The organism is Amycolatopsis sp. CB00013, assembly GCF_001905755.1.
In the GTDB taxonomy this organism is placed as follows: Bacteria; Actinomycetota; Actinomycetes; order Mycobacteriales; family Pseudonocardiaceae; genus Amycolatopsis; species Amycolatopsis japonica.
This window is the reverse complement of the sequence record NZ_LIWC01000007.1, coordinates 445,690-463,174: the sequence shown is the minus strand read 5'-3', so window position 1 is coordinate 463,174 and position 17,485 is coordinate 445,690. Positions and strand designations below refer to the sequence as shown.

The following is a 17,485-nucleotide window of genomic DNA, read 5'->3' as shown; positions in this document are numbered from 1 at the left end:
GTGCGGGGTCACGCCGTACGACGGCTGGGTTTCGCGGTGGTGCAGGCGATGTTCGTGCTGGTCGCGACGTTCGCCGTGACCGCGTTGCTGCCGGGCGACGCGGCCTCGGTCGTGCTCGGCGAACAGGCCACCGACGAGCAGGTGGCGACCGTCCGCCACCAGCTCGGGCTCGACCAGCCGCTGCTCGACCGGTTCGGGAACTGGCTTTCGGGGCTGGTCACCGGCGATCTCGGCCGGTCGCTCGTGACCGGCGCCCCGGTGGCCGACGAGATCGTCCGCCGTTTCGCCGCCACCGCGGCGCTCGCCGGGGTGACGCTGCTCGTGCTCGTTCCGCTCGCGCTGGTCGTCGGGGTGGTCTGCGGGCTGCGCGAAGGATCGCGGATCGACCGGGTGCTCACCGCGGTCACGCTGTTCCTGCATTCGATCCCCGAGTTCGTCCTCGGGCTGCTGCTGGTCGCGGGATTCGCCGTCCACACCGGACTGCTTCCGGCCACCGCGGCCGGAACGGATCCGGCCGCGCGGCCCGAAGTCCTGGTGCTGCCGGTGATCGTGCTCGTCGCCCGGCAGCTGTGCGACGTCGCCCGGCAGCTGCGGATCGGGATCGCCGAGCAGACCCGGGGTCCGGTGGCCGAACATCTGCGCCTGCTCGGGCTGCCCGAACGCACCGTCGTGCTGCGGCATCTCCTACCCGCCGCGGCCGCTCCCGCCGTGCAACAGCTCGCCCGCGCCGTCGAAGGCCTGCTGACCGGCACGGTGATCGTCGAATCCCTGTTCGCGATCACCGGGCTCGGCACGGGTTTCGTCGAAGCCGTGCAGAACCGGGACATCCCGCAGGTGCAGGGCTACGTGCTGGTGTTCGCCGGCGTGGTCGTGGTCGGGAACCTCGCCGCCGATCTGGTCGCCCACCGGCTGACCCCGCGCCGGGAGCTGGTCACGTGGTGAGCCGGGCACTCGGGTGGTCGCTGCTCGCGATACCGCTCGTGCTCGCGGTGGCCGGGCCGGTGCTCGCGGGCCCCGTGGTTTCGGTCGGCGCGCCCTGGCAGGCGCCGGACGCCGCGCATCCGCTGGGCACCGACGTCCTCGGCCGCGACGCGCTCACGGTGATCCTCACGGGCGGGCTTCCCGTGATCGGGATGACGGTCGCCGCGCTCCTGCTCGCCTATCTGGCCGCGCTGCCGCTCGGTCTCTTCGCCGCGGGGCACGGACGGCGGGCCGACGAAACCGTGATGCGCTCCCTCGACCTCGTGCTGGCCTTCCCGTCGCTGCTGGTGCTCATGGTGCTCGCCGCGACCGGGCACCGCGGGCCCGGTGTGCTCATCCCGGCCGTGGCCGTCCTCCAGGTACCGGCGATCACCCGCGTGGTGCGGGCGGCCGCACTGGCGCCCGGCTGCCGTACTGCCGTGGAAGCCCTGACCCTGCAAGGAAAACCTTGGTGGCGCATCCAGCTCGGATACGTCGCCCGGCACGTCACCGGCCCGGTGGCGACCGACGCCGGCACCAGGCTCGGCGTGGTGCTCTACCTGCTGGCGTCGGCGAACTTCCTCGGCCTCGGCCTACCCGCCGACTCCCCGGACTGGGCCGTGGTCATCGAACGCAACAGCGAGGCCCTCTACACCGCACCCGCGGTGGTCCTCGTGCCCGCCGCACTGCTGATGGCCTTGTGCGTCGGCACGAACCTCGTCACCGATCGGCTGCTCGCCGCCCGGCGGGTGATCGCGTGAGCGTCCTGGAGATCACCGGCCTGTCCGCCCGCGCCGGGGAAACCGTCCTGCTCGACGACGTCTCACTGACCCTCGAACCGGGCCGCGTCCTCGTCGTGCTCGGCGCGTCCGGCGCGGGGAAGACCACCCTGGGCCTCGCCGCGACCGGACGGGCACGCCCGGGGATCACGCTGTCCGGTTCGGTCCGGACGGCCGGGGCCGTCGGCCATCTGCCGCAGCAACCGTCGGCGGTGCTGGACCCGGTCCGCCGCTGCGGACCGGTGCTGGCCGAACTCGCCGGGCTTCACCACCGTGGCCGCGCCGCACGGCTGGCGGCGGCCCGCGCCGCCCTGGCGGAGGCGGGACTGGAGCCGGAGCTATGGCGCAGGTTCCCGCATCAGCTGTCCGGCGGGCAGCAGCAACGCATGGCGCTGGCCACCACCCTCGTGACCCGGCCTCGCGTGCTCGTCCTCGACGAGCCGACCAGTGGTCTCGACGAGGCGAACAAGGCCGTGCTCACCGCCAGGCTCGCGGAGCTTTCCGGCGCCGGCACGGCGTTGCTGGTCCTGACCCACGACCTCACGTTGGCACGTGCCCTGGACGGCGACGTCGCCGAACTCCGCGACCACCGTCTCCTGCCGTGCGAGGGCGTCCCCGAACACGCGCGCCTCGACGAGCCCGCGCCCCCGTCGCCGACGTCGCCGGTGCTCGTCGTTCGCGGTCTCACGGTGCGCGCCGGGCGGACGCCGCTCATCGAGGACGTCGATCTGGAGCTGGCGGCGGGCAGCCGCACCATGCTCACCGGCGTCTCGGGAGCGGGCAAGACGACACTCGGCCGTGCGCTCGCCGGGTTGACCCCGCCGACCGCGGGCACGATCGAAGTCGACGGCGTGCGGCTCCCCCGCCTCGCCCGCCGTCGCGATCGCGCGCAACTGCGGGCCGTCCAATACGTCCACCAGGACAGCCGCGCGTCCTTCGACGAGTTCCGCGGGGTGCTCGACCAGGTCGCCGACACCGCCCGCTTCCTTCGCGGTCTCGGCCGCGAAGAAGCCCGGCTCGAAGCGACGGAGATCTTGGACGCCCTCGGCGTCGACCCGGCCGACCGCCGCCCCGGTCTGCTCTCCGGCGGCCAGCTCCAGCGCTGTGCCGTGGCCCGCGCGCTCCTTGCCCGCCCCAGGGTCCTCGTCTGCGACGAGCCGACGTCCGCCCTCGACGCGGCCAACCGCGACCGGCTCTGGGATTTCGTGACCGCGACGGCGCTCCGGCACGGCATCGCGCTGCTCGTGATCAGCCACGACACCGCGGCCGCGCCGTTCGTCGACGGCACGTTCACCATGGCCGGTGGACGTCTCGCTTGAGCCCTTCGATCACGGCCGGGCGGGAAGGATGTGGCGTCCTTCGCGGTCCGTGCTCAGGCACAACGAGCAGATCGTCCCGCCGGTCGCGGACGCCGTCATGTCGGGGCGCTCATAGGCCTCTCCGCAGACCTCGCAGTCGTAGTGGGTGCCGCTCGGATTGCCGTCTTCGTCCAGTGGCGGCTCGATGATGCCGTCATCGGTGCGGCGAAGGTAGAAACGTCCTCGGGTGAGCACCGCCATCAACGGGGTCAGCACGATCGCGACCACCACCGCGACCAACGGCGAGTACGGCCGGAGGCCGGCCCCGAAGAGTCCGAAGTAGACGGAGATGGACAGGAGCGAGGAACCCAGGAACGCGACGACACCGACCGGGTTGACCGCGAACAGCATGCCGCGCCGGAATTCCGGCTGTTTCGGCGAAAGCCCGAGCACGAATTTGTTGATCGCGATGTCGGTGGCGACGGTGACCACCCACGCCATCGCGCAGTTCGAGTAGAAGCTCAAGATGCCGTTGAGGAAGCTGAACATGTCCGCCTCCATCAGGATCAGCGCGATGGCCAGGTTCACCAGCACGAACACCAGCCTGCCCGGATAGCGTTTCGTGATCCGGGTGAAGGAGTTCGTCCAGGCCAGCGATCCGGAATAGGCGTTGGTGACGTTGATCTTGACCTGGCTGAGCACCACCAGGACCAGCGCCAGCGGTACCACCAGCCACGACGGCAGGACTTCGGTGAACACGCCGGTGAACTGCTCGATCGGCTCGACGGCGGCCGCCTTGCCCACCGCGTCGAGGATGTAGACCGCCATGAACACGCCGATCGCCTGCTTGATCGCGCCGAAGAACACCCATCCCGGCCCGGCCAGCACCATCGAGGTCCACCAGGCGCGCCGGTTCTCCGCCGTACGCGGCGGCATGAAACGCAGGTAGTCGACCTGCTCCCCGATCTGCCCCATGAGTGAAAGGCACACTCCGGCACCGAGCATGATCGCGGCCGTGCTCAGCCCGGCGCCGCCCTCGCCTTCGTAGGACAGCCACCGCTGGACCGAACCGGGATCCTTCACGACGAGGAACACCAGCGGGGCCACCATCAGCAGCAGCCACAGCGGATTCGTCCAGCTCTGCAGTTTCGCCAGTACCTTCATGCCGTAGACGACCAGCGGGATGATGACCAGGGTGGACACGAGGTAGCCGAGCCACAACGGCAGCGATATCGCGTATTTCAGGCCCTGCGCCATGATCGAGCCTTCGAGCGCGAAGAAGATGAAGGTGAAGCTGGCGAAGATGACGCTGGTGAGCACCGAACCGTAGTAACCGAAACCGGAACCGCGGGTGATCAGGTCGAGGTCGATGTTGTACCGGGCGGCGTAGTAGGCCAGCGGGAACCCGGTCACGAAGATGATCACCGCCGCCAGGGCGATCGCCAGCAGCGCGTTGCCCGTGCCGTGGGTCAGGCCGATACCGGCGCCGATCGAGAAGTCCGCCATGTAGGCGATCCCGCCCAACGCGGAAGCGCCGACCACCGCCGGTGTCCAGCGACGGTACGTCCTCGGCGCGAATCGGAGGGTGTAGTCCTCGAGGGTTTCCTTGGTCGCGCCGAGGCCGGCGGGCGCGGCACGGGTCTCCGATTCTTCGATGGTCATGACCGAGGTCTCCTCCAGGGCACCGGGGACGGGAGCCAGAAGGTACGAACGCCTCGTTTCCGCCCGTCCGCCCGGTTGTGACGGGCGGGTTTCCGTGTGTTGCCGGATGTCCGCGCGGCCGTTAACAAGGCGGGTAGGGCGAAGGCGGCGTGTTGCGAAAGCCACTTTCGCAACGTTGGAGGTTGGGAAAGTGGCTTTCGCAACGTCAGCGGCCACGGCCGCCCTAGAGCGACAACCTTAGAGGGCGAAATGTCTGATTGACAACCCAGCTGCACGGTTTCCCAGTCATGGCGACCTTCAGGAAGTGTCCACAAGGGACATTCCGCGTCGGCCAGGTGTCCAGTTCATGCCTGTCGCGAGTGATAAAGGCGGTTATTGAGGGGTAAGGCAAAGGTGGCGTGTCGCGAAAGCCACTTTCGGGACGTCTGATGTCCCGAAAGTGGCTTTCGCGACATCAGCGCGGCCGGGTCCCGTCACGAGTCGCGCGAGTGGGCCAGAATCGACGGCGTGCAGTTCGCCATCCTCGGGCCGGTCGAAGCCCGCCGCCCCGACGGGACGCCCGTCGCGCTCGGCGGGCCGCAGCTGCGGGGTCTGCTCGCCCTCCTCGCGCTCGACGCCGGGCGGATCGTCGGCGCCGACCGGCTGATCGACGGCCTGCACGGCGACCATCCGCCCGAGGGCGCCGCCGAAGCCCTGCAGTCCCAGGTCTCCCGGCTCCGGCGGCGGCTGAAGGACGGCGGCGCGCCCGACGGGCTCGTCGAGTTCACCCCCGCCGGATACCGGCTGGCCGTGGACCCGCAGGACGTCGACCTCCACCGTTTCGAACGCCTCACCGCCCAGGCGCGCGAAACCGCCGAGGCGGACACGAAGCTCGCGCTCTTCACCGAAGCCCTGGCGCTCTGGCGCGGGCCCGCTCTCGACGGGCTCGCCGACCCACCGCGCGCGGCCCGGCTCGCCGAGTTGCGGCTGGCCGCGATCGAGGACCGCGTCGAGGCCGGGTTTGCCTTGGCACAGCACGAAAAGCTCGTCGCCGAACTCCGTGAGCTCGCGCGGGAACATCCGCTGCGGGAACGGCTCACCGCCCAGCTCGTCCGCGCCCTGCACGGCAGCGGCCGGTCCGCCGAGGCGCTCGCCGCGTTCGCCGAGGCCCGCGGCCGGCTCGCCGACGAACTGGGCGCCGACCCGTCCGCGGATCTCGCCGACGCGCACGCCGCCGTTCTGCGAGGGTCACCAGCGCGCCGGGTTCCCGTGCCGCTCACGGGATTCGTCGGCCGCGACGAACTCGGCCGGCTCGTCGCCGCGCTCGGGACGACGCGGCTCGTCACGCTCACGGGGCCCGGTGGAGCGGGCAAGACACGGCTCGCCGTCGAAGCGACTTCCTTGCAGGACGGCGAAGTCTGCTTCGTCGAACTCGCCGCGGCGACCGAGGTCGCGCCCGCCGTCCTCGCCGCGCTGGGCCTGCGCGAACAAGGCGTCCTGACACCGGGGGCGGTTTCGGATCCCGCCGACCGTCTGGTCGCCGGGCTAGCCGACCGGTCGCCGCTGCTCGTCCTCGACAACTGCGAACACGTCGTCGAAGAAGCCGCGCGGCTGGTGCGGCGCCTGCTGTCGGAGTGCCCTGGCCTGCGGGTGCTCGTCACGAGCCGCGAAGCGCTGGGCCTGACCGGCGAAACGCTGGTACCGGTCGGTCCCCTGCCCGCGGGCGCCGCCGCCCGGTTGTTCTCCGAGCGGGCCGCGGCGGTCGCTCCCGGGCAGACGCCGGACCCGGCCGCCGTGGCCCGGATCTGCGCCGAGCTCGACGGTCTGCCGCTGGCGATCGAGCTCGCCGCCGCGCGGTTGCGGACCCTGTCCGCCGCCGATGTCGCCGCCCGGCTCGGCGACCGGTTCGGGCTGCTGTCCCGCGGCGAGCGGACCGCCGAACCACGGCACCGGACGCTGCGCGGCGTCGTCGAGTGGAGCTGGGACCTCCTCGACCCGCGGGAACAGCGGCTGGCCAGCCGGTTCTCGGTGTTCGCCGGTGGTGCGAGGCTCGACGCCGTCGAACGCGTCTGCGCCGTGCCCGACGCGGAAGGCGTGCTGGCCGGGCTGGTCGAGAAGTCCTTCGTCGAGTTCGGCGGCGGCCGGTACCGGATGCTGGAGACCATTCGCGCGTTCTGCGCCGAGCACGGCGAGGACCGGCGCGCCGAACACGCCCAGTACTTCCTCGATCTCGCCCTCACGTCCGAACCGAAGCTGCGCGGCGCGGACCAGCTCGTGGCGCTGGAAGCGCTGAGCGCCGAGCACGCCGAACTGCACGCCGCCTTGCGCTGGAGCGTGACCGCCGCCCCGGACCTCGCCTTGCGGCTCATCGCGGCCCTGACCTGGTACTGGTGGTTGCGTGGGCTGCGCGGCGAAGCGACACCGTTCGCGGACGCCGCGCTCGCCGCCATCGGCCCCGAACCACCGCCGGGGCTGACCGAGGAATACGTCCTCGGTCTCGTCCACGCGTCGGCCGCCGACGTCGGGATCGAACCGATCCTGCGGCGGCTCGACGGCCCGCTGCGCTACCCGTACCTGTTCCTGCTGTGGGCGTTTTCCCCGCACCCCAGGGCGAAGGAGGGGGAACGGCTCGCCGCGCTCATCGGCGACGATCGCTGGTCGCGGGCGTTCGCGCGGATCAGCGACGGCCTCGGCGCGCAGTACGACGGCCGGATCGCCGACGCCGAAGAACACTTCTCCGCGTCACTGACCGGGTTCCGCGAACTGGGTGACCGCTGGGGCGCGGCGAGCACGCTGGAGAAGCTCGCCGAGTTCGCGGACTGGCGCGGCGACCACGTCCGGTTCCGCGAGCTGATGGACGAATCCGTGCGTCTGGCCGCGGAACTCGGTTCCTTCGAAGACGCCGCCGATCTGCTCTGCCGCCGCGCCGACGGCGTCCTGCGGGAGGGTGACATCGAGGCCGCGAAAGCCGACTACGAAGCCGCCAGTCAAGCGCGCGGCAACCCGCTGACGCTCGCGCGGGCCCGAGGCGGGCTGGGCGAGATCGCCCGTCGCGAGGGCGACCTGGCGACGGCCCGACGCTGGTACACCGCCGCGCTCGGCCTGGACACCGGCCCGGTGACCGGTGGCGAGACACGGATCCGGCTCCACACCGGCTTCGGCTGGACGATGGCCGCCGCCGGCGACCTCGACGCGGCGACCGAACTGCACCAGGAAGCGCTCGCGACCGCGCTGGAGTACGCGAATCTGCCCGGCGCGGCCCAGGCGATCGAGGGGCTGGCCGGGGTCCTCGCCGCGCGTGACGAGGACGAGAGGGCGGCGTTCCTGCTCGGCGTGGCGGTCGGGCTGCGCGGCGCGCCCGTCGCCGGGGACGCCGACGTCGACGGAGTGGTGCACCGGGTCCAGGCCCGGATCGGCGCCGATGCCTACTCCGACGCCTTCGCCCGCGGCCGGGAAATGCCTCCTGACCAGGCGATCCACGAACTCGGTCAGCGGCGGTTCGCGCTCGGTTCGTGACCGGTGAGCGGGCACGTCCACGCTGCCGGACATGACGAAGAACATCCTGATCTCCGGCGCCGGCGTCGCCGGGCCCGCCCTCGCCTGGTGGCTGCACCGCCACGGCTTCAGCGCCACCGTCGTCGAGCGGGCCCCGAGCCCACGTGAAGGCGGCTACAAGGTCGACATCCGCGGCGTCGCCGTCGACGTCGTCCGCCGGATGGGCCTGCTCGACGAGGTGCACGCGGCGAGCACCGACATGCGAGGCGCCGCGTTCGTGAACAAACGAGGCAAGCGGCTCGCCACGCTCGACGCCGACACTTTCGGCTTCCGCCATGGCGACGACACCGAAATCCTCCGCGGCGACCTGGCGAAGATCCTGTACGACGCCACCCGGGAGAGCACCGAGTACGTCTTCGGCGACTGGATCACCGGGCTGGCACAGTGTTCCGACGGCGTCGACGTGACGTTCGCCCACGGTGCCCCGCGCCGGTTCGACCTGGTCGTCGGCGCCGACGGGCTGCACTCCGGCGTCCGCGCGCTCGCTTTCGGGCCGGAGGAGGACTTCCTGCACCGGTTCGACGCCTACATCTCGATCTCCACCGTGCCCAACACCTTCGAACTCGACCGCTGGGAACTGCTGCACTCGGCCGCGCCCGGCAAGATGGTCAACGTCTACAGCACCGCGCGTGCCGATGACGCCAAGGCCGCGTTCTGGTTCAGCGCCCCGCCGTTGCCCTACGACCGGCGGGACGTCGAGAGCCAGAAGAACCTCGTCGCCCGCCAGTTCGCCGAACTGGGCTGGGAGATCCCGGCGTTGCTCGACGCCATGCGCGAGGCGGGCGACTTCTACTTCGACCCGGTGTGCCAGATCCGCATGGACCGGTTTTCGGCCGGGCGCGTCACCCTCCTCGGTGACGCGGGCTATTGCCCGTCGCCCGCCTCAGGGCAGGGCACGAGCCTGGCCCTCGTCGGCGCGTACGTCTTGGCGGGCGAGCTGGCGGCTTCGGACGACTTCACGACGGCGTTTTCCCGCTACGAAAGGGAAATGCGTCCGTACGTCGAGAAGAACCAGGCTCTGGCCAAGATGGCGCTACGCGGGATCATCCCGCAGTCGCGGGCGTTCGCGTGGTTCAACACGCGGATGATCAAGCTGATGCCCTATCTCCCCGGCCGCAACCGTGTCCTGGAGCAGATGGCCCGCCCGATCCGGGAAGCGGCGAACGCGTTGGTGCTGAAGGATTACGCCCAGCGCCCGGTCTCGGACGGCCCCCGTTAGACCTGCGAATCCGCGAGCAGTTTCAGTGCGAGGGCCTTGAGTTCCGGGCTGGCCTTCGCGGCGTTGCCCGAGTCGAAAGGCGGCTGCGGATCGTATTCGACGGCGAGCTGGATACCGCGCGCGATCTCTTCACCGGCCAACAGGGACGCGAGATGGAAGGCGAGGTCGATCCCGGCGGACACCCCCGCCGCGGTGACGACCTTGCCGACCTGAACGTAGCGCTCGGGCACATAACGTACGCCGAAGGTCTTCTCCAGATAGTCCGCGGAGGCCCAGTACGTCGTGGCCCGCTCGCGGAGCAGCCCGGCCGCGCCGAGGATCAAGGATCCCGTGCACACCGACGTCGTCCACGTCGTGTGCCGATGGATACGGCGGATCCAGTCGAGCAGGACCGGGTTCTCCATCGCGGCGACCGTCCCGCGGTTGCCCGCGCCCGGGACCAGCACCACGTCCAGGCGGTGCACCTCGGCCACCGAACATTCCGCCAGCACCGCGACGTCACGGGTGTCCGTGCGCACCGGGCCGCGTTCCTGGGCGATCATCGTCACCGTGGCGCCGGGCAGCCGGGACAACACCTCGGCCGGTCCGGTCGGATCCAGCAGGCTGAACCCGTCGTAGAGCAGGATGCCGATCTTCGGTCCCTTGGTCTCCGCCTGAGCCGTGCCGGTGCCGAGGCCGAACACCGCGGCTGCCGCGACTCCGGCCAGAACGGTCCTGCGGGTGGTCTTCGCACTGTCCATGCCGCGATTCTGGGGAGCTCAGGCGCCGATCGGGCGGGGCATGTCCGTCATCCTGCGAAGTGTGTCCCCGGTGATCCCGTAGTACTGGCGGAAAGCCGTCCGCAGGGTCTCCGCCGAGGCGAATCCGCATCGCCGCGCGACCGCGGCCAGCGGCAACGCGGTGGACCGCACCAGCTGGGCGGCGGCTTCGGTCCGCGCCGTCCGCACGGTACGGGCCGGGGTGCTGCCCAGCTGGGCGGTGAACAGCCGGGTGAGGTGCCGCGTGGTGACCCCGGCGCGGGCCGCCAGCGCCGGAGGGCTCAGGTCTTCGGCGAGATGCGCGGCGATGTATCCCAAGAGGTCGCGCACGACCCGGTTGCCCGGCGGCGGGACGGCCAGGAACGTGCTGATCTGGGCCTGGTCGCCCGGGCGGTGCAGATAGGTCACCAGTTCGCGGGCGACCTCGCGGGCCAGCGTCGGACCGCAGTCGTCCTCGATCAGCGCGAGCGTGAGATCCAGCGCGCTGATGACCCCGGCCGAGGTGAACACGTTGCCGTCGCGGATGTAGAGCGGGGCGGGATCCACGTTCACCGCCGGGAAGGTGGCGGCGAGCAGCTCGCCGTATCCCCAATGCGTCGTGACCCGCCGGTCGTCGAGCAGCCCGGCGGCCGCCAGCACGAAGGCACCCGTGCACACCGAGGCGATCCGCCTGCTCCGTCCGGCCAGCCGCCGCACCTGCGTCAGCAGACGATCGTCCGCCGCGGCCGCGCCCGTTCCCGCGCCACCGACCACGATCACCGTGTCCACCCGCCCGGACACCTCGGCGAGCCGCCGGGCACCCGCGAGCATGATCCCCGACGAACTCCGTGTCGTCCGCCCCTGAACCGTCGCCAGCTCGACGACGTACGGTGGCGCCGCGCCGTGCGAGTTCGCGATCTCCAGCGCCCCGCTGGGACAGGCGACATCGAGGATCTGGGCGTCGTCGAACGCGACGATCACCACCCTGCGCACCGTTTCCTTTTCAACCCCCACACGGAGAATCTACCCGCGGCCCGCTTACCTCGGACGTAATCGACAGGGGCTCCCGGCTCGATGATCCTTCGGCCATGAAGGTTTCACGACTCTTGCCCGCCCTCGCGGCGGCCGTTCTGTCCGTTGTCGTTCTCGCGCCCCCGGCGAACGCCGAATCCCTTGCCGGGCAACCGGCGAACGTGGAGCGGTTCATGGACGCCTACCGTGTCTGGGGCAGAAACGCTCGGAATGTCGACGCGTACATGAACCTGTTCGTCCAAGACGGGACGGCGCGCTTGTGGGACAGCGGGCTCGAGACACCCCGGGACTGGGCAGGCATCAGAAGCCAGATCGAGGGCGTGCTGAAGCTGGCCCCGGACTACGTCTTCGTTCCGGAGACCGTCACTTCCGACCCCGACGGCAGGGTCGTGTTCATCGAGGCGCTGAACACCGGCACCGTCAAGGGGAAACCGGTCTCGTTCAAGACGATGCACCGGCTCGTCCTCGGCGATCCCGCCGCGGGCAAGGACCCGGCCCGGGTGCAGGACGGCAGGCGGTTCTGGGACCAGGTCACCATGTTCCGTCCGGTGGAGGATCCGGCGAACCCGCTGCGGAACCTCTTCGAGGGAATCACCGCGTCGGCGACCGATCCGGCCCCGGCGATCCCCTTGCCGCCGCGGATCCGGCAACTGGCGTGGAACCGGGAAGCGGCGGGGATCCTGGTCGCCGGGGTGGACGGCACGGCGACCCTGCTGGGCCCCGGCCTGACCGAGCCGATCTCCGGCCGCCGGGCCATGACCGCATACCTGGACCGGTTGTTCGGCGCGGTCCGTGACGTCGCGCTCGAGCCGCGCGCCACCGTGTCCGCGGACGGCACCGAATACCGGGAGTGGGTCGGCACCGCGGTGGCGCTGGGCGGTTCCGACCCGCGCCCGATCTCCTTCAGCCTGGTCGAACGGACGGTGAAGACCGCGACCGGGACGGCCTGGTCGCTGCATTTCGACACCCTGGACCTGATCGCTTCGGTCCAGACGGTGAAAGAACTGCGGGCCCGGATCTTCGGCTAGCCGTCAGAGTGGTCGGCCGGCGCGGTCCATGCAGAAGGAGTCACGTTCAAGGTCGCACAGTCCGCGACCCCCAGGTCGGACAACACCGCCCGCAGCCGTTCCAGCGCCGCGGTCGTGTCCGAACCCTCCACGACTTCAACGTCGAGATGACAACGACCCATGCCACTGCCCGCGCCGGTGACCTCGAATTCCGATTCCAACGCCTCCTCGACCTCGTCACGGTCGATCGGCAGCCCCACGAAGACGATCTCGACGAACACTAGGAGCGTCCGGTCCAAGGACTTCCGGCGCCCGTTCGTGTCGCGCTGCCGCCGGGCGGCAGGTCGAGGACGTCGATCAGGGTCGGGTCTTCGTCGATGGCGTGGTGCAGGTGCCCGACCTTGCCGGTGCCGCCGTCCGCGTCGGAAGCACCGATGAGCTGCCACATGCCGTCATCGGCGTCGTGCCGTACAAGCAAAATCGGCTCGCGGCGCTCGAACACCTCGAGAGTCTGGAGGCACAGGGTGCCCAGAAGCCAGTGCCGCATCCACCAAGCCCGCCGATCGCGCCGCATGACCTCGTCGGCGACCGCCCAGACGAACGGCAGGTCCTCATGGGCACGTGCCTCGTCCGCGGTCAGGTCCGGCCCGCCCTGCGGTACCCGTTCGAACGGGTCACTGGTCAACGAGAACGCGTGTCCGTCCTCGTGCTGGAAGATGACGGCGTGGAAGGTCCCACCGCCGGGGTTGCCCGCGCCGATCCCGATCGACAGGCGAGCGGCGTGCGGATCCGCGCCGGTGGTCCAGCCGAACGCGTACGAGGCCAACTCGCCCCGCGGCCCGACGAACTCACCGAACGCACGCCGGTCCATCCCCGTCGCGGTGTCCGTCGGTACCTCGACCAACGCACCCTCGTGCACCTGAATATCCACGCCCGCAAGGTACCCGCTTACAGCGGTGCGGCCAGCAACACGACCCGGTCGTGCTCCGGATCGAACCCGAGGACCGCATGGTCCGGGCTACCGCCTTCCGGCGCCATGAGAACCGGCTTTCCCAGCTCTCGGCCGATTTCGGTGGGGAACGCACGAGGGATGTCGACTCCGGGCTCGTCCTTGTAGCTCCTGCAGGTCGAAGTCGCCGTTTTCCGGCAACGCGGAGCCAGCCGCGTTGCGAACCGCCTCGGGAGCACAACCGGCTGCCTGATCGCGTCGCCGTTTTTCGGCAACCGGCCGGAAATCACGTCGCGACACCGAGCGACGTCGCCATTTTCCGACAACGGACCGGCCAGACCGAAACACAGAACCGACCACACACAAACGGCTGCCTGATCCCGTCGCCGCTTTCCGGCAACCGGCCGGAAATCACCTCGCGGAACCCGAGCCACGTCACCACTGCCCGACAACAGACCGGGCAAGCAAGCCTGCTCAAGAACCCCCGAGTTCTTCCGCTCGATCCCTCGGCCGCCATGAGACGGAAAGATCGCGAGCGCCCGTGGAACCGGACAGACCCGCAGCTCCACCAGCATCGGGCTCGCGAAGGAGCCCTTCGGCCGCTGACGACAAGGGCAGCGTCACGCCACCCTGCCGGAATTCCCGCTGCCAACCGCGCGCCTCGACCAGATCGAACACCCTCTGCCAGTCCTCCGCGGAGGTATCCGGAACGAACACGTCGGGAAACGCACCCATCAGATCAGGGTCGAAGAAGCTCCTGACCTCGTCCCACCGAAGATCCGCCATGCGGCCATTGTCGCGGCCGGATATCCCGGTGCGCCACCGAAAAACCGGCCGTAGCATTCGCGCGGTGACGGAACTACCGCGCGAGATCATCCAGCATTATCGATCGACCGACGAGGGAGCACGACTCACCGAGCCGTCCGGCCGTCTCGAGTTCGTACGGACCCAGGAGATCGTGCGACGGCATCTGCCGGCCAGCGCCCTGCGCGTGCTCGATGTCGGCGGAGCCACCGGAACACACGCCGCCTGGCTCGCCGCGGACGGCCATCAGGTGACGTTGTTCGACATCGTCCCGGAGCATGTCGCCGCTGCGCGGCAACTCGCCGACAGGACACCGGGAATGACCGTGGCGTTGGCTGACGCCCGGAGGTTGCCGGTGCCGGACGGCAGCTTCGACGCCGCGCTCCTGCTCGGTCCTCTCTATCACCTGACCGACCGCGACGATCGTCTCGCGGCATTGCGTGAAGCCGGTCGCGCCGTCCGCCCGGGCGGATGGATATTCGTCGCGGCGATCTCGCGCTTCGCGTCGCTGTTCGACGGCCTGACCCGTGGTTTCCTTTTCGACCCGGAATTCCAGCGGATAGTGAGCGCCGATTTGGCTTCCGGTCAGCACCGCAACGACGGCGACCATCCCCATTGGTTCACCACCGGTTACTTCCACCATCCCGGCGAATTGCGTCAGGAATGTCTCGATGCGGGGCTCAGCCTGCTCGACGTGGTGGGTGTCGAAGGACTCGCGGGCTGGCTGCCGCAGCTCACCGACCGGTGGGACCACCCTGCGGACCTCGACGTCGTTCTCCGCTTCACCAGAGCCGTCGAGAACGAACCCTCATTGCTCGGGCTGAGCAGTCATTTGATCGCGATCACCCGGACGCCGACCCGATCCGGCTTCATGTAACAGCTCGCGCAAGCGCGACGACCTGCATGCAAGGTTCTCCCACGAAGGGGGCAGTGATGCGGCGACGATGCTCACGAATTGCCTCTTATGTGGTCGCCCTGGCGATCACTTGGACCACCGCGGGTTGCGACGACGAACCCGGGCAACGCGTCGACCCTGGCTGCCCCGATGCCACGACCGGTAGCCGAGTTCCGTTGTCGATAATCGAAGGGCCGCCGCGGGACTTGTCCCAGCTGGTCATGTGCACCAACGCACGCGGAACGGCGGTCTTCGTCGGAAACGACACCAAAGTCGTCTGGCTGGTGCGGACGCCCCCGGAAGTCATGGCCGATCGCCACGGCGGCGTACCCACGGACGTGCAGCTCTTTCGCATGTGGAGAGCGAAGAAGCCGTTATACGGAACGCCGCTCGAACCCGGCACCGCGTTGACTGTTCCCTTGCCTCCGGCACAGGTGACGCTCCAGATCGACGTCGTACTTCAACACCAGTGGGCGACGTTCGACATGCTGGGAAAAACGTTCTCGGCGGCCGGCGAAAACCTTCCCGAGTTGGTCAAGAACGACAAGTACAAGAACGCCGTGGAGAGTTGTCTCGAAGCCAGCACACGAATCGTCGACTACGCCGCGGCGGCACGGTACGACACGGAGAAGTGGATCGATTCCCTTGGCTTGCTCACCGGCGGGGCCACTTGCGCCTCAGACCTCAAGCTCGCGGAGGACGAGCGGCAGCTCAAGGCCTGGCGCGAAGGTCGACGGTCATTGCCGGCGCTGAAACCGTCGACCTTCGCGCAAAACGCGAGATCGGTCTCGTCAGAATTCGACGACGTCCTCAAAGCGGTCGGCCAGATCCTGGCCAAGTAACAGGGGCGCCGTTGATCAATCCGGCGATCACGGCCATCTCCTCCAGCGGGTCGACCACCGGCTGGATCACGATCTCGCCGACACCGGCTTCGCCCAAGGCGGCGATGCGGGAGCGGAGGTCGTCCGGCGTCCCGACCAGGGTCAGGGTGTCCATCAGCGACGGGATGATCAGGTCCCGGTCCGACGGCACGATGCGGTCCAGGTAGCCGGGGTAGAGCTTGGTGTACCGGTCCGGCGCGGTGGCCGTGGTGCCACGCCGGTCGAGCAGCCGGCGCACGGCGTCGCGTTCCTCGGCGCCGAGTCCACTGGCGACCGACGGGGTGTCGGCGGCGAAGGCCAGCAACGACAAAACGACGTGGCCCACTGCGTCCCGGGCCGAGTCACCGTAGGGGTCGGCGCCGTCGTCGAGGACGTGGAGCGCGGTCATCAAGTACGACCCGGCCCGGGGCGTGCCCCCGCGAGCCGCGTGCAACGCCCGCCAGGACGCGGGATCGAGAAGACCGAAAGAGACGAGGCCGGCATCGCGGCGTCCGGCGACCGCGGCGACCTTCGGCCCCAGCGCGGCCACCACGAACTCGATCGGATCGGCGGTGTTCACCGCCTGCCCGGAATGCAGGAACCGGACGTCGCACACCCTGTCGCCCTCGCGATAGTCGACCGGATATCCGGCGCACAGCCTTTGGAGCGCGACGGTGAACGCCTCCAGTTCGACCGTCGTGGTCGGCGGCATGCCCAGCGTGCGCCGGGCGGTGTTCCCCGTGCCGACACCGCAGACGATCCGGCCCGGCGCCAGCGCGTTGAGGCTGGCGAACCCGCTCGCGGCGGCAGGCGCCGACCGCAACGCCGGGGAAGTCACCCCGATGCCGAGCTTGATGCGGCTGGTCACCCGCGCACACGAACTCAGTGCCACGAACGGATCACCGTGGACCATGGGCGTGTCGTAAACCCAAAAGCTGCTGAACCCGAGCTCCTCGGCCAGCACGGCCGACTCCGCCACACCGGGATGGGCCGCGACCACGATGCCGGTACGCACAGGACTCCCCCTTCCACCCGTGAATCCGAGCTTGCCAGAGATCGTGACCGAATCGGCTAGCGTGGTCCTATGCCGTCGCCTGATCGCCTCGCCGCTTTCGCGCTCGCGTCGTTCGTCCTGATCCTCATCCCCGGCCCCGCCGTGCTGTTCGCGATCAGCCGCGCCCTGGCGTACGGCCGTCGGACCGCGCTGATGACCGTGGTCGGCGGGGCGCTCGGCAGCTTCGTCGCCGCCACGGCCGTCGCCATCGGGGTGGGCGCCATCATCCAGGCCTCCGCCGTGATCTACACCGTGATCAAATTCGCCGGTGCCGCGTATCTGATCTACCTCGGCGTCCAGGCGATCCGGCACCGCCGGGCGCTGCGGGAGGCCTTCGAGGCGCAAGCGGCCCCGATCAGCGGCGGGCGCACGCTGCTGCAGGGATTCATCGTCGGCGTCACCAATCCCAAGACCGTGGTGTTCTTCGCGGCGATCCTCCCTCAGTTCGTCGACCCCTCCGCCGGACAGGCCGGCCTTCAGATGGTGGTCCTCGGCGCGGTGTTCGCCACGATCGCCCTGGCGATGGATTCCGTCTGGGGCGTGGCGGCGGGAGCGGTCCGGTCCTGGTTCGCCCGCTCGGCGCGGCGCCTGGACCTGGTCGGCGGCGCGGCCGGGCTCACGATGGTCGGGCTCGGCGTCGGCTTGGCCGTCAGCGGCCGCAAGGAGTAGACCGGACGTCTTGACCTCCAGCGAAC

General features: G+C 69.9%; 16 protein-coding genes. 9 read left to right on the top strand and 7 right to left on the bottom strand.

Annotated features, from left to right (window positions below):
- Genes AMK34_RS38725 through AMK34_RS38715 form a run of 3 tightly spaced genes read left to right on the top strand, consistent with a single transcriptional unit; the run spans window position 1 to window position 3,058 of the window.
- Window positions 1-942, top strand: coding sequence for an ABC transporter permease (locus AMK34_RS38725; protein ID WP_083650121.1), 942 nt, complete (start codon window positions 1-3; stop codon window positions 940-942).
- Window positions 936-1,721: an ABC transporter permease gene (locus AMK34_RS38720; protein WP_073848748.1), complete on the top strand. Its 786-nt coding sequence runs from the start codon at window positions 936-938 to the stop codon at window positions 1,719-1,721. The genes AMK34_RS38725 and AMK34_RS38720 overlap by 7 nt, the downstream gene beginning before the upstream one ends.
- Window positions 1,718-3,058 (top strand): ABC transporter ATP-binding protein, encoded by a 1,341-nt coding sequence (locus AMK34_RS38715; protein ID WP_073848747.1) that lies wholly within the window; start codon window positions 1,718-1,720, stop codon window positions 3,056-3,058. The genes AMK34_RS38720 and AMK34_RS38715 overlap by 4 nt, the downstream gene beginning before the upstream one ends.
- A 9-nt stretch (window positions 3,059-3,067) precedes the next feature.
- Here the strand turns inward: AMK34_RS38715 and AMK34_RS38710 are convergent, their stop codons facing one another.
- Window positions 3,068-4,699 carry a purine-cytosine permease family protein gene (locus tag AMK34_RS38710; RefSeq protein ID WP_073848744.1) on the bottom strand — a complete coding sequence of 544 codons (1,632 nt, stop codon included), beginning with the start codon at window positions 4,697-4,699 and terminating at the stop codon, window positions 3,068-3,070.
- Window positions 4,700-5,206: 507 nt separating this feature from the next.
- Here AMK34_RS38710 and AMK34_RS38705 point away from each other — a divergent pair.
- Window positions 5,207-8,194 (top strand): ATP-binding protein, encoded by a 2,988-nt coding sequence (locus AMK34_RS38705; RefSeq protein WP_073848742.1) that lies wholly within the window; start codon window positions 5,207-5,209, stop codon window positions 8,192-8,194.
- A gap of 31 nt (window positions 8,195-8,225) precedes the next feature.
- Complete coding sequence (locus AMK34_RS38700) at window positions 8,226-9,452, top strand: FAD-dependent monooxygenase (protein ID WP_073848740.1); 1,227 nt, start codon at window positions 8,226-8,228, stop codon at window positions 9,450-9,452.
- On the opposite strand, the gene AMK34_RS38695 is transcribed toward AMK34_RS38700, so the two are convergent.
- Together AMK34_RS38695 and AMK34_RS38690 are read right to left on the bottom strand one after the other, a co-directional pair.
- Window positions 9,449-10,192 carry a DJ-1/PfpI family protein gene (locus tag AMK34_RS38695; protein WP_073848738.1) on the bottom strand — a complete coding sequence of 248 codons (744 nt, stop codon included), beginning with the start codon at window positions 10,190-10,192 and terminating at the stop codon, window positions 9,449-9,451. The two genes, AMK34_RS38700 and AMK34_RS38695, sit on opposite strands and share 4 nt — an antisense overlap.
- Window positions 10,193-10,210: 18 nt before the next feature.
- The gene (locus AMK34_RS38690; protein ID WP_073848736.1) at window positions 10,211-11,173 is read right to left on the bottom strand and encodes a GlxA family transcriptional regulator; all 963 of its coding nucleotides are present in this window, start codon (window positions 11,171-11,173) and stop codon (window positions 10,211-10,213) included.
- Window positions 11,174-11,277: 104 nt separating this feature from the next.
- On the opposite strand from AMK34_RS38690, the gene AMK34_RS38685 reads away from it, so the two are divergent.
- A complete protein-coding gene (locus AMK34_RS38685; protein WP_073848734.1) occupies window positions 11,278-12,249 on the top strand; it encodes a nuclear transport factor 2 family protein in 972 nt (323 codons plus the stop codon).
- On the opposite strand, the gene AMK34_RS38680 is transcribed toward AMK34_RS38685, so the two are convergent.
- From AMK34_RS38680 to AMK34_RS38665, 3 genes are all read right to left on the bottom strand, one after another.
- A complete protein-coding gene (locus AMK34_RS38680; RefSeq protein WP_051972425.1) occupies window positions 12,246-12,509 on the bottom strand; it encodes a hypothetical protein in 264 nt (87 codons plus the stop codon). The genes AMK34_RS38685 and AMK34_RS38680 overlap by 4 nt on opposite strands.
- Window positions 12,509-13,159 carry a hypothetical protein gene (locus AMK34_RS38675; protein WP_073848732.1) on the bottom strand — a complete coding sequence of 217 codons (651 nt, stop codon included), beginning with the start codon at window positions 13,157-13,159 and terminating at the stop codon, window positions 12,509-12,511. Before AMK34_RS38675 ends, AMK34_RS38680 begins: the two co-directional genes overlap by 1 nt.
- A 492-nt stretch (window positions 13,160-13,651) precedes the next feature.
- The gene (locus tag AMK34_RS38665) at window positions 13,652-13,963 is read right to left on the bottom strand and encodes a hypothetical protein (protein ID WP_073848728.1); all 312 of its coding nucleotides are present in this window, start codon (window positions 13,961-13,963) and stop codon (window positions 13,652-13,654) included.
- 64 nt (window positions 13,964-14,027) lie between these two features.
- Here AMK34_RS38665 and AMK34_RS38660 point away from each other — a divergent pair, with 64 nt between their 5' ends.
- Window positions 14,028-14,858, top strand: coding sequence for a class I SAM-dependent methyltransferase (locus AMK34_RS38660; protein ID WP_073848726.1), 831 nt, complete (start codon window positions 14,028-14,030; stop codon window positions 14,856-14,858).
- 224 nt (window positions 14,859-15,082) lie between these two features.
- A complete protein-coding gene (locus AMK34_RS38655) occupies window positions 15,083-15,718 on the top strand; it encodes a hypothetical protein (protein WP_143202750.1) in 636 nt (211 codons plus the stop codon).
- Here the strand turns inward: AMK34_RS38655 and AMK34_RS38650 are convergent.
- Entirely contained in the window at window positions 15,687-16,751 is a 1,065-nt protein-coding gene (locus tag AMK34_RS38650; protein ID WP_073848723.1) for an LLM class flavin-dependent oxidoreductase, read from the bottom strand. The two genes, AMK34_RS38655 and AMK34_RS38650, sit on opposite strands and share 32 nt — an antisense overlap.
- Window positions 16,752-16,820: 69 nt before the next feature.
- Here AMK34_RS38650 and AMK34_RS38645 point away from each other — a divergent pair, with 69 nt between their 5' ends.
- On the top strand, window positions 16,821-17,459 hold the full coding sequence (locus AMK34_RS38645; protein WP_038510824.1) for a LysE family translocator: 639 nt from the start codon (window positions 16,821-16,823) through the stop codon (window positions 17,457-17,459).
- The last annotated feature ends 26 nt before the right edge of the window (window positions 17,460-17,485 follow it).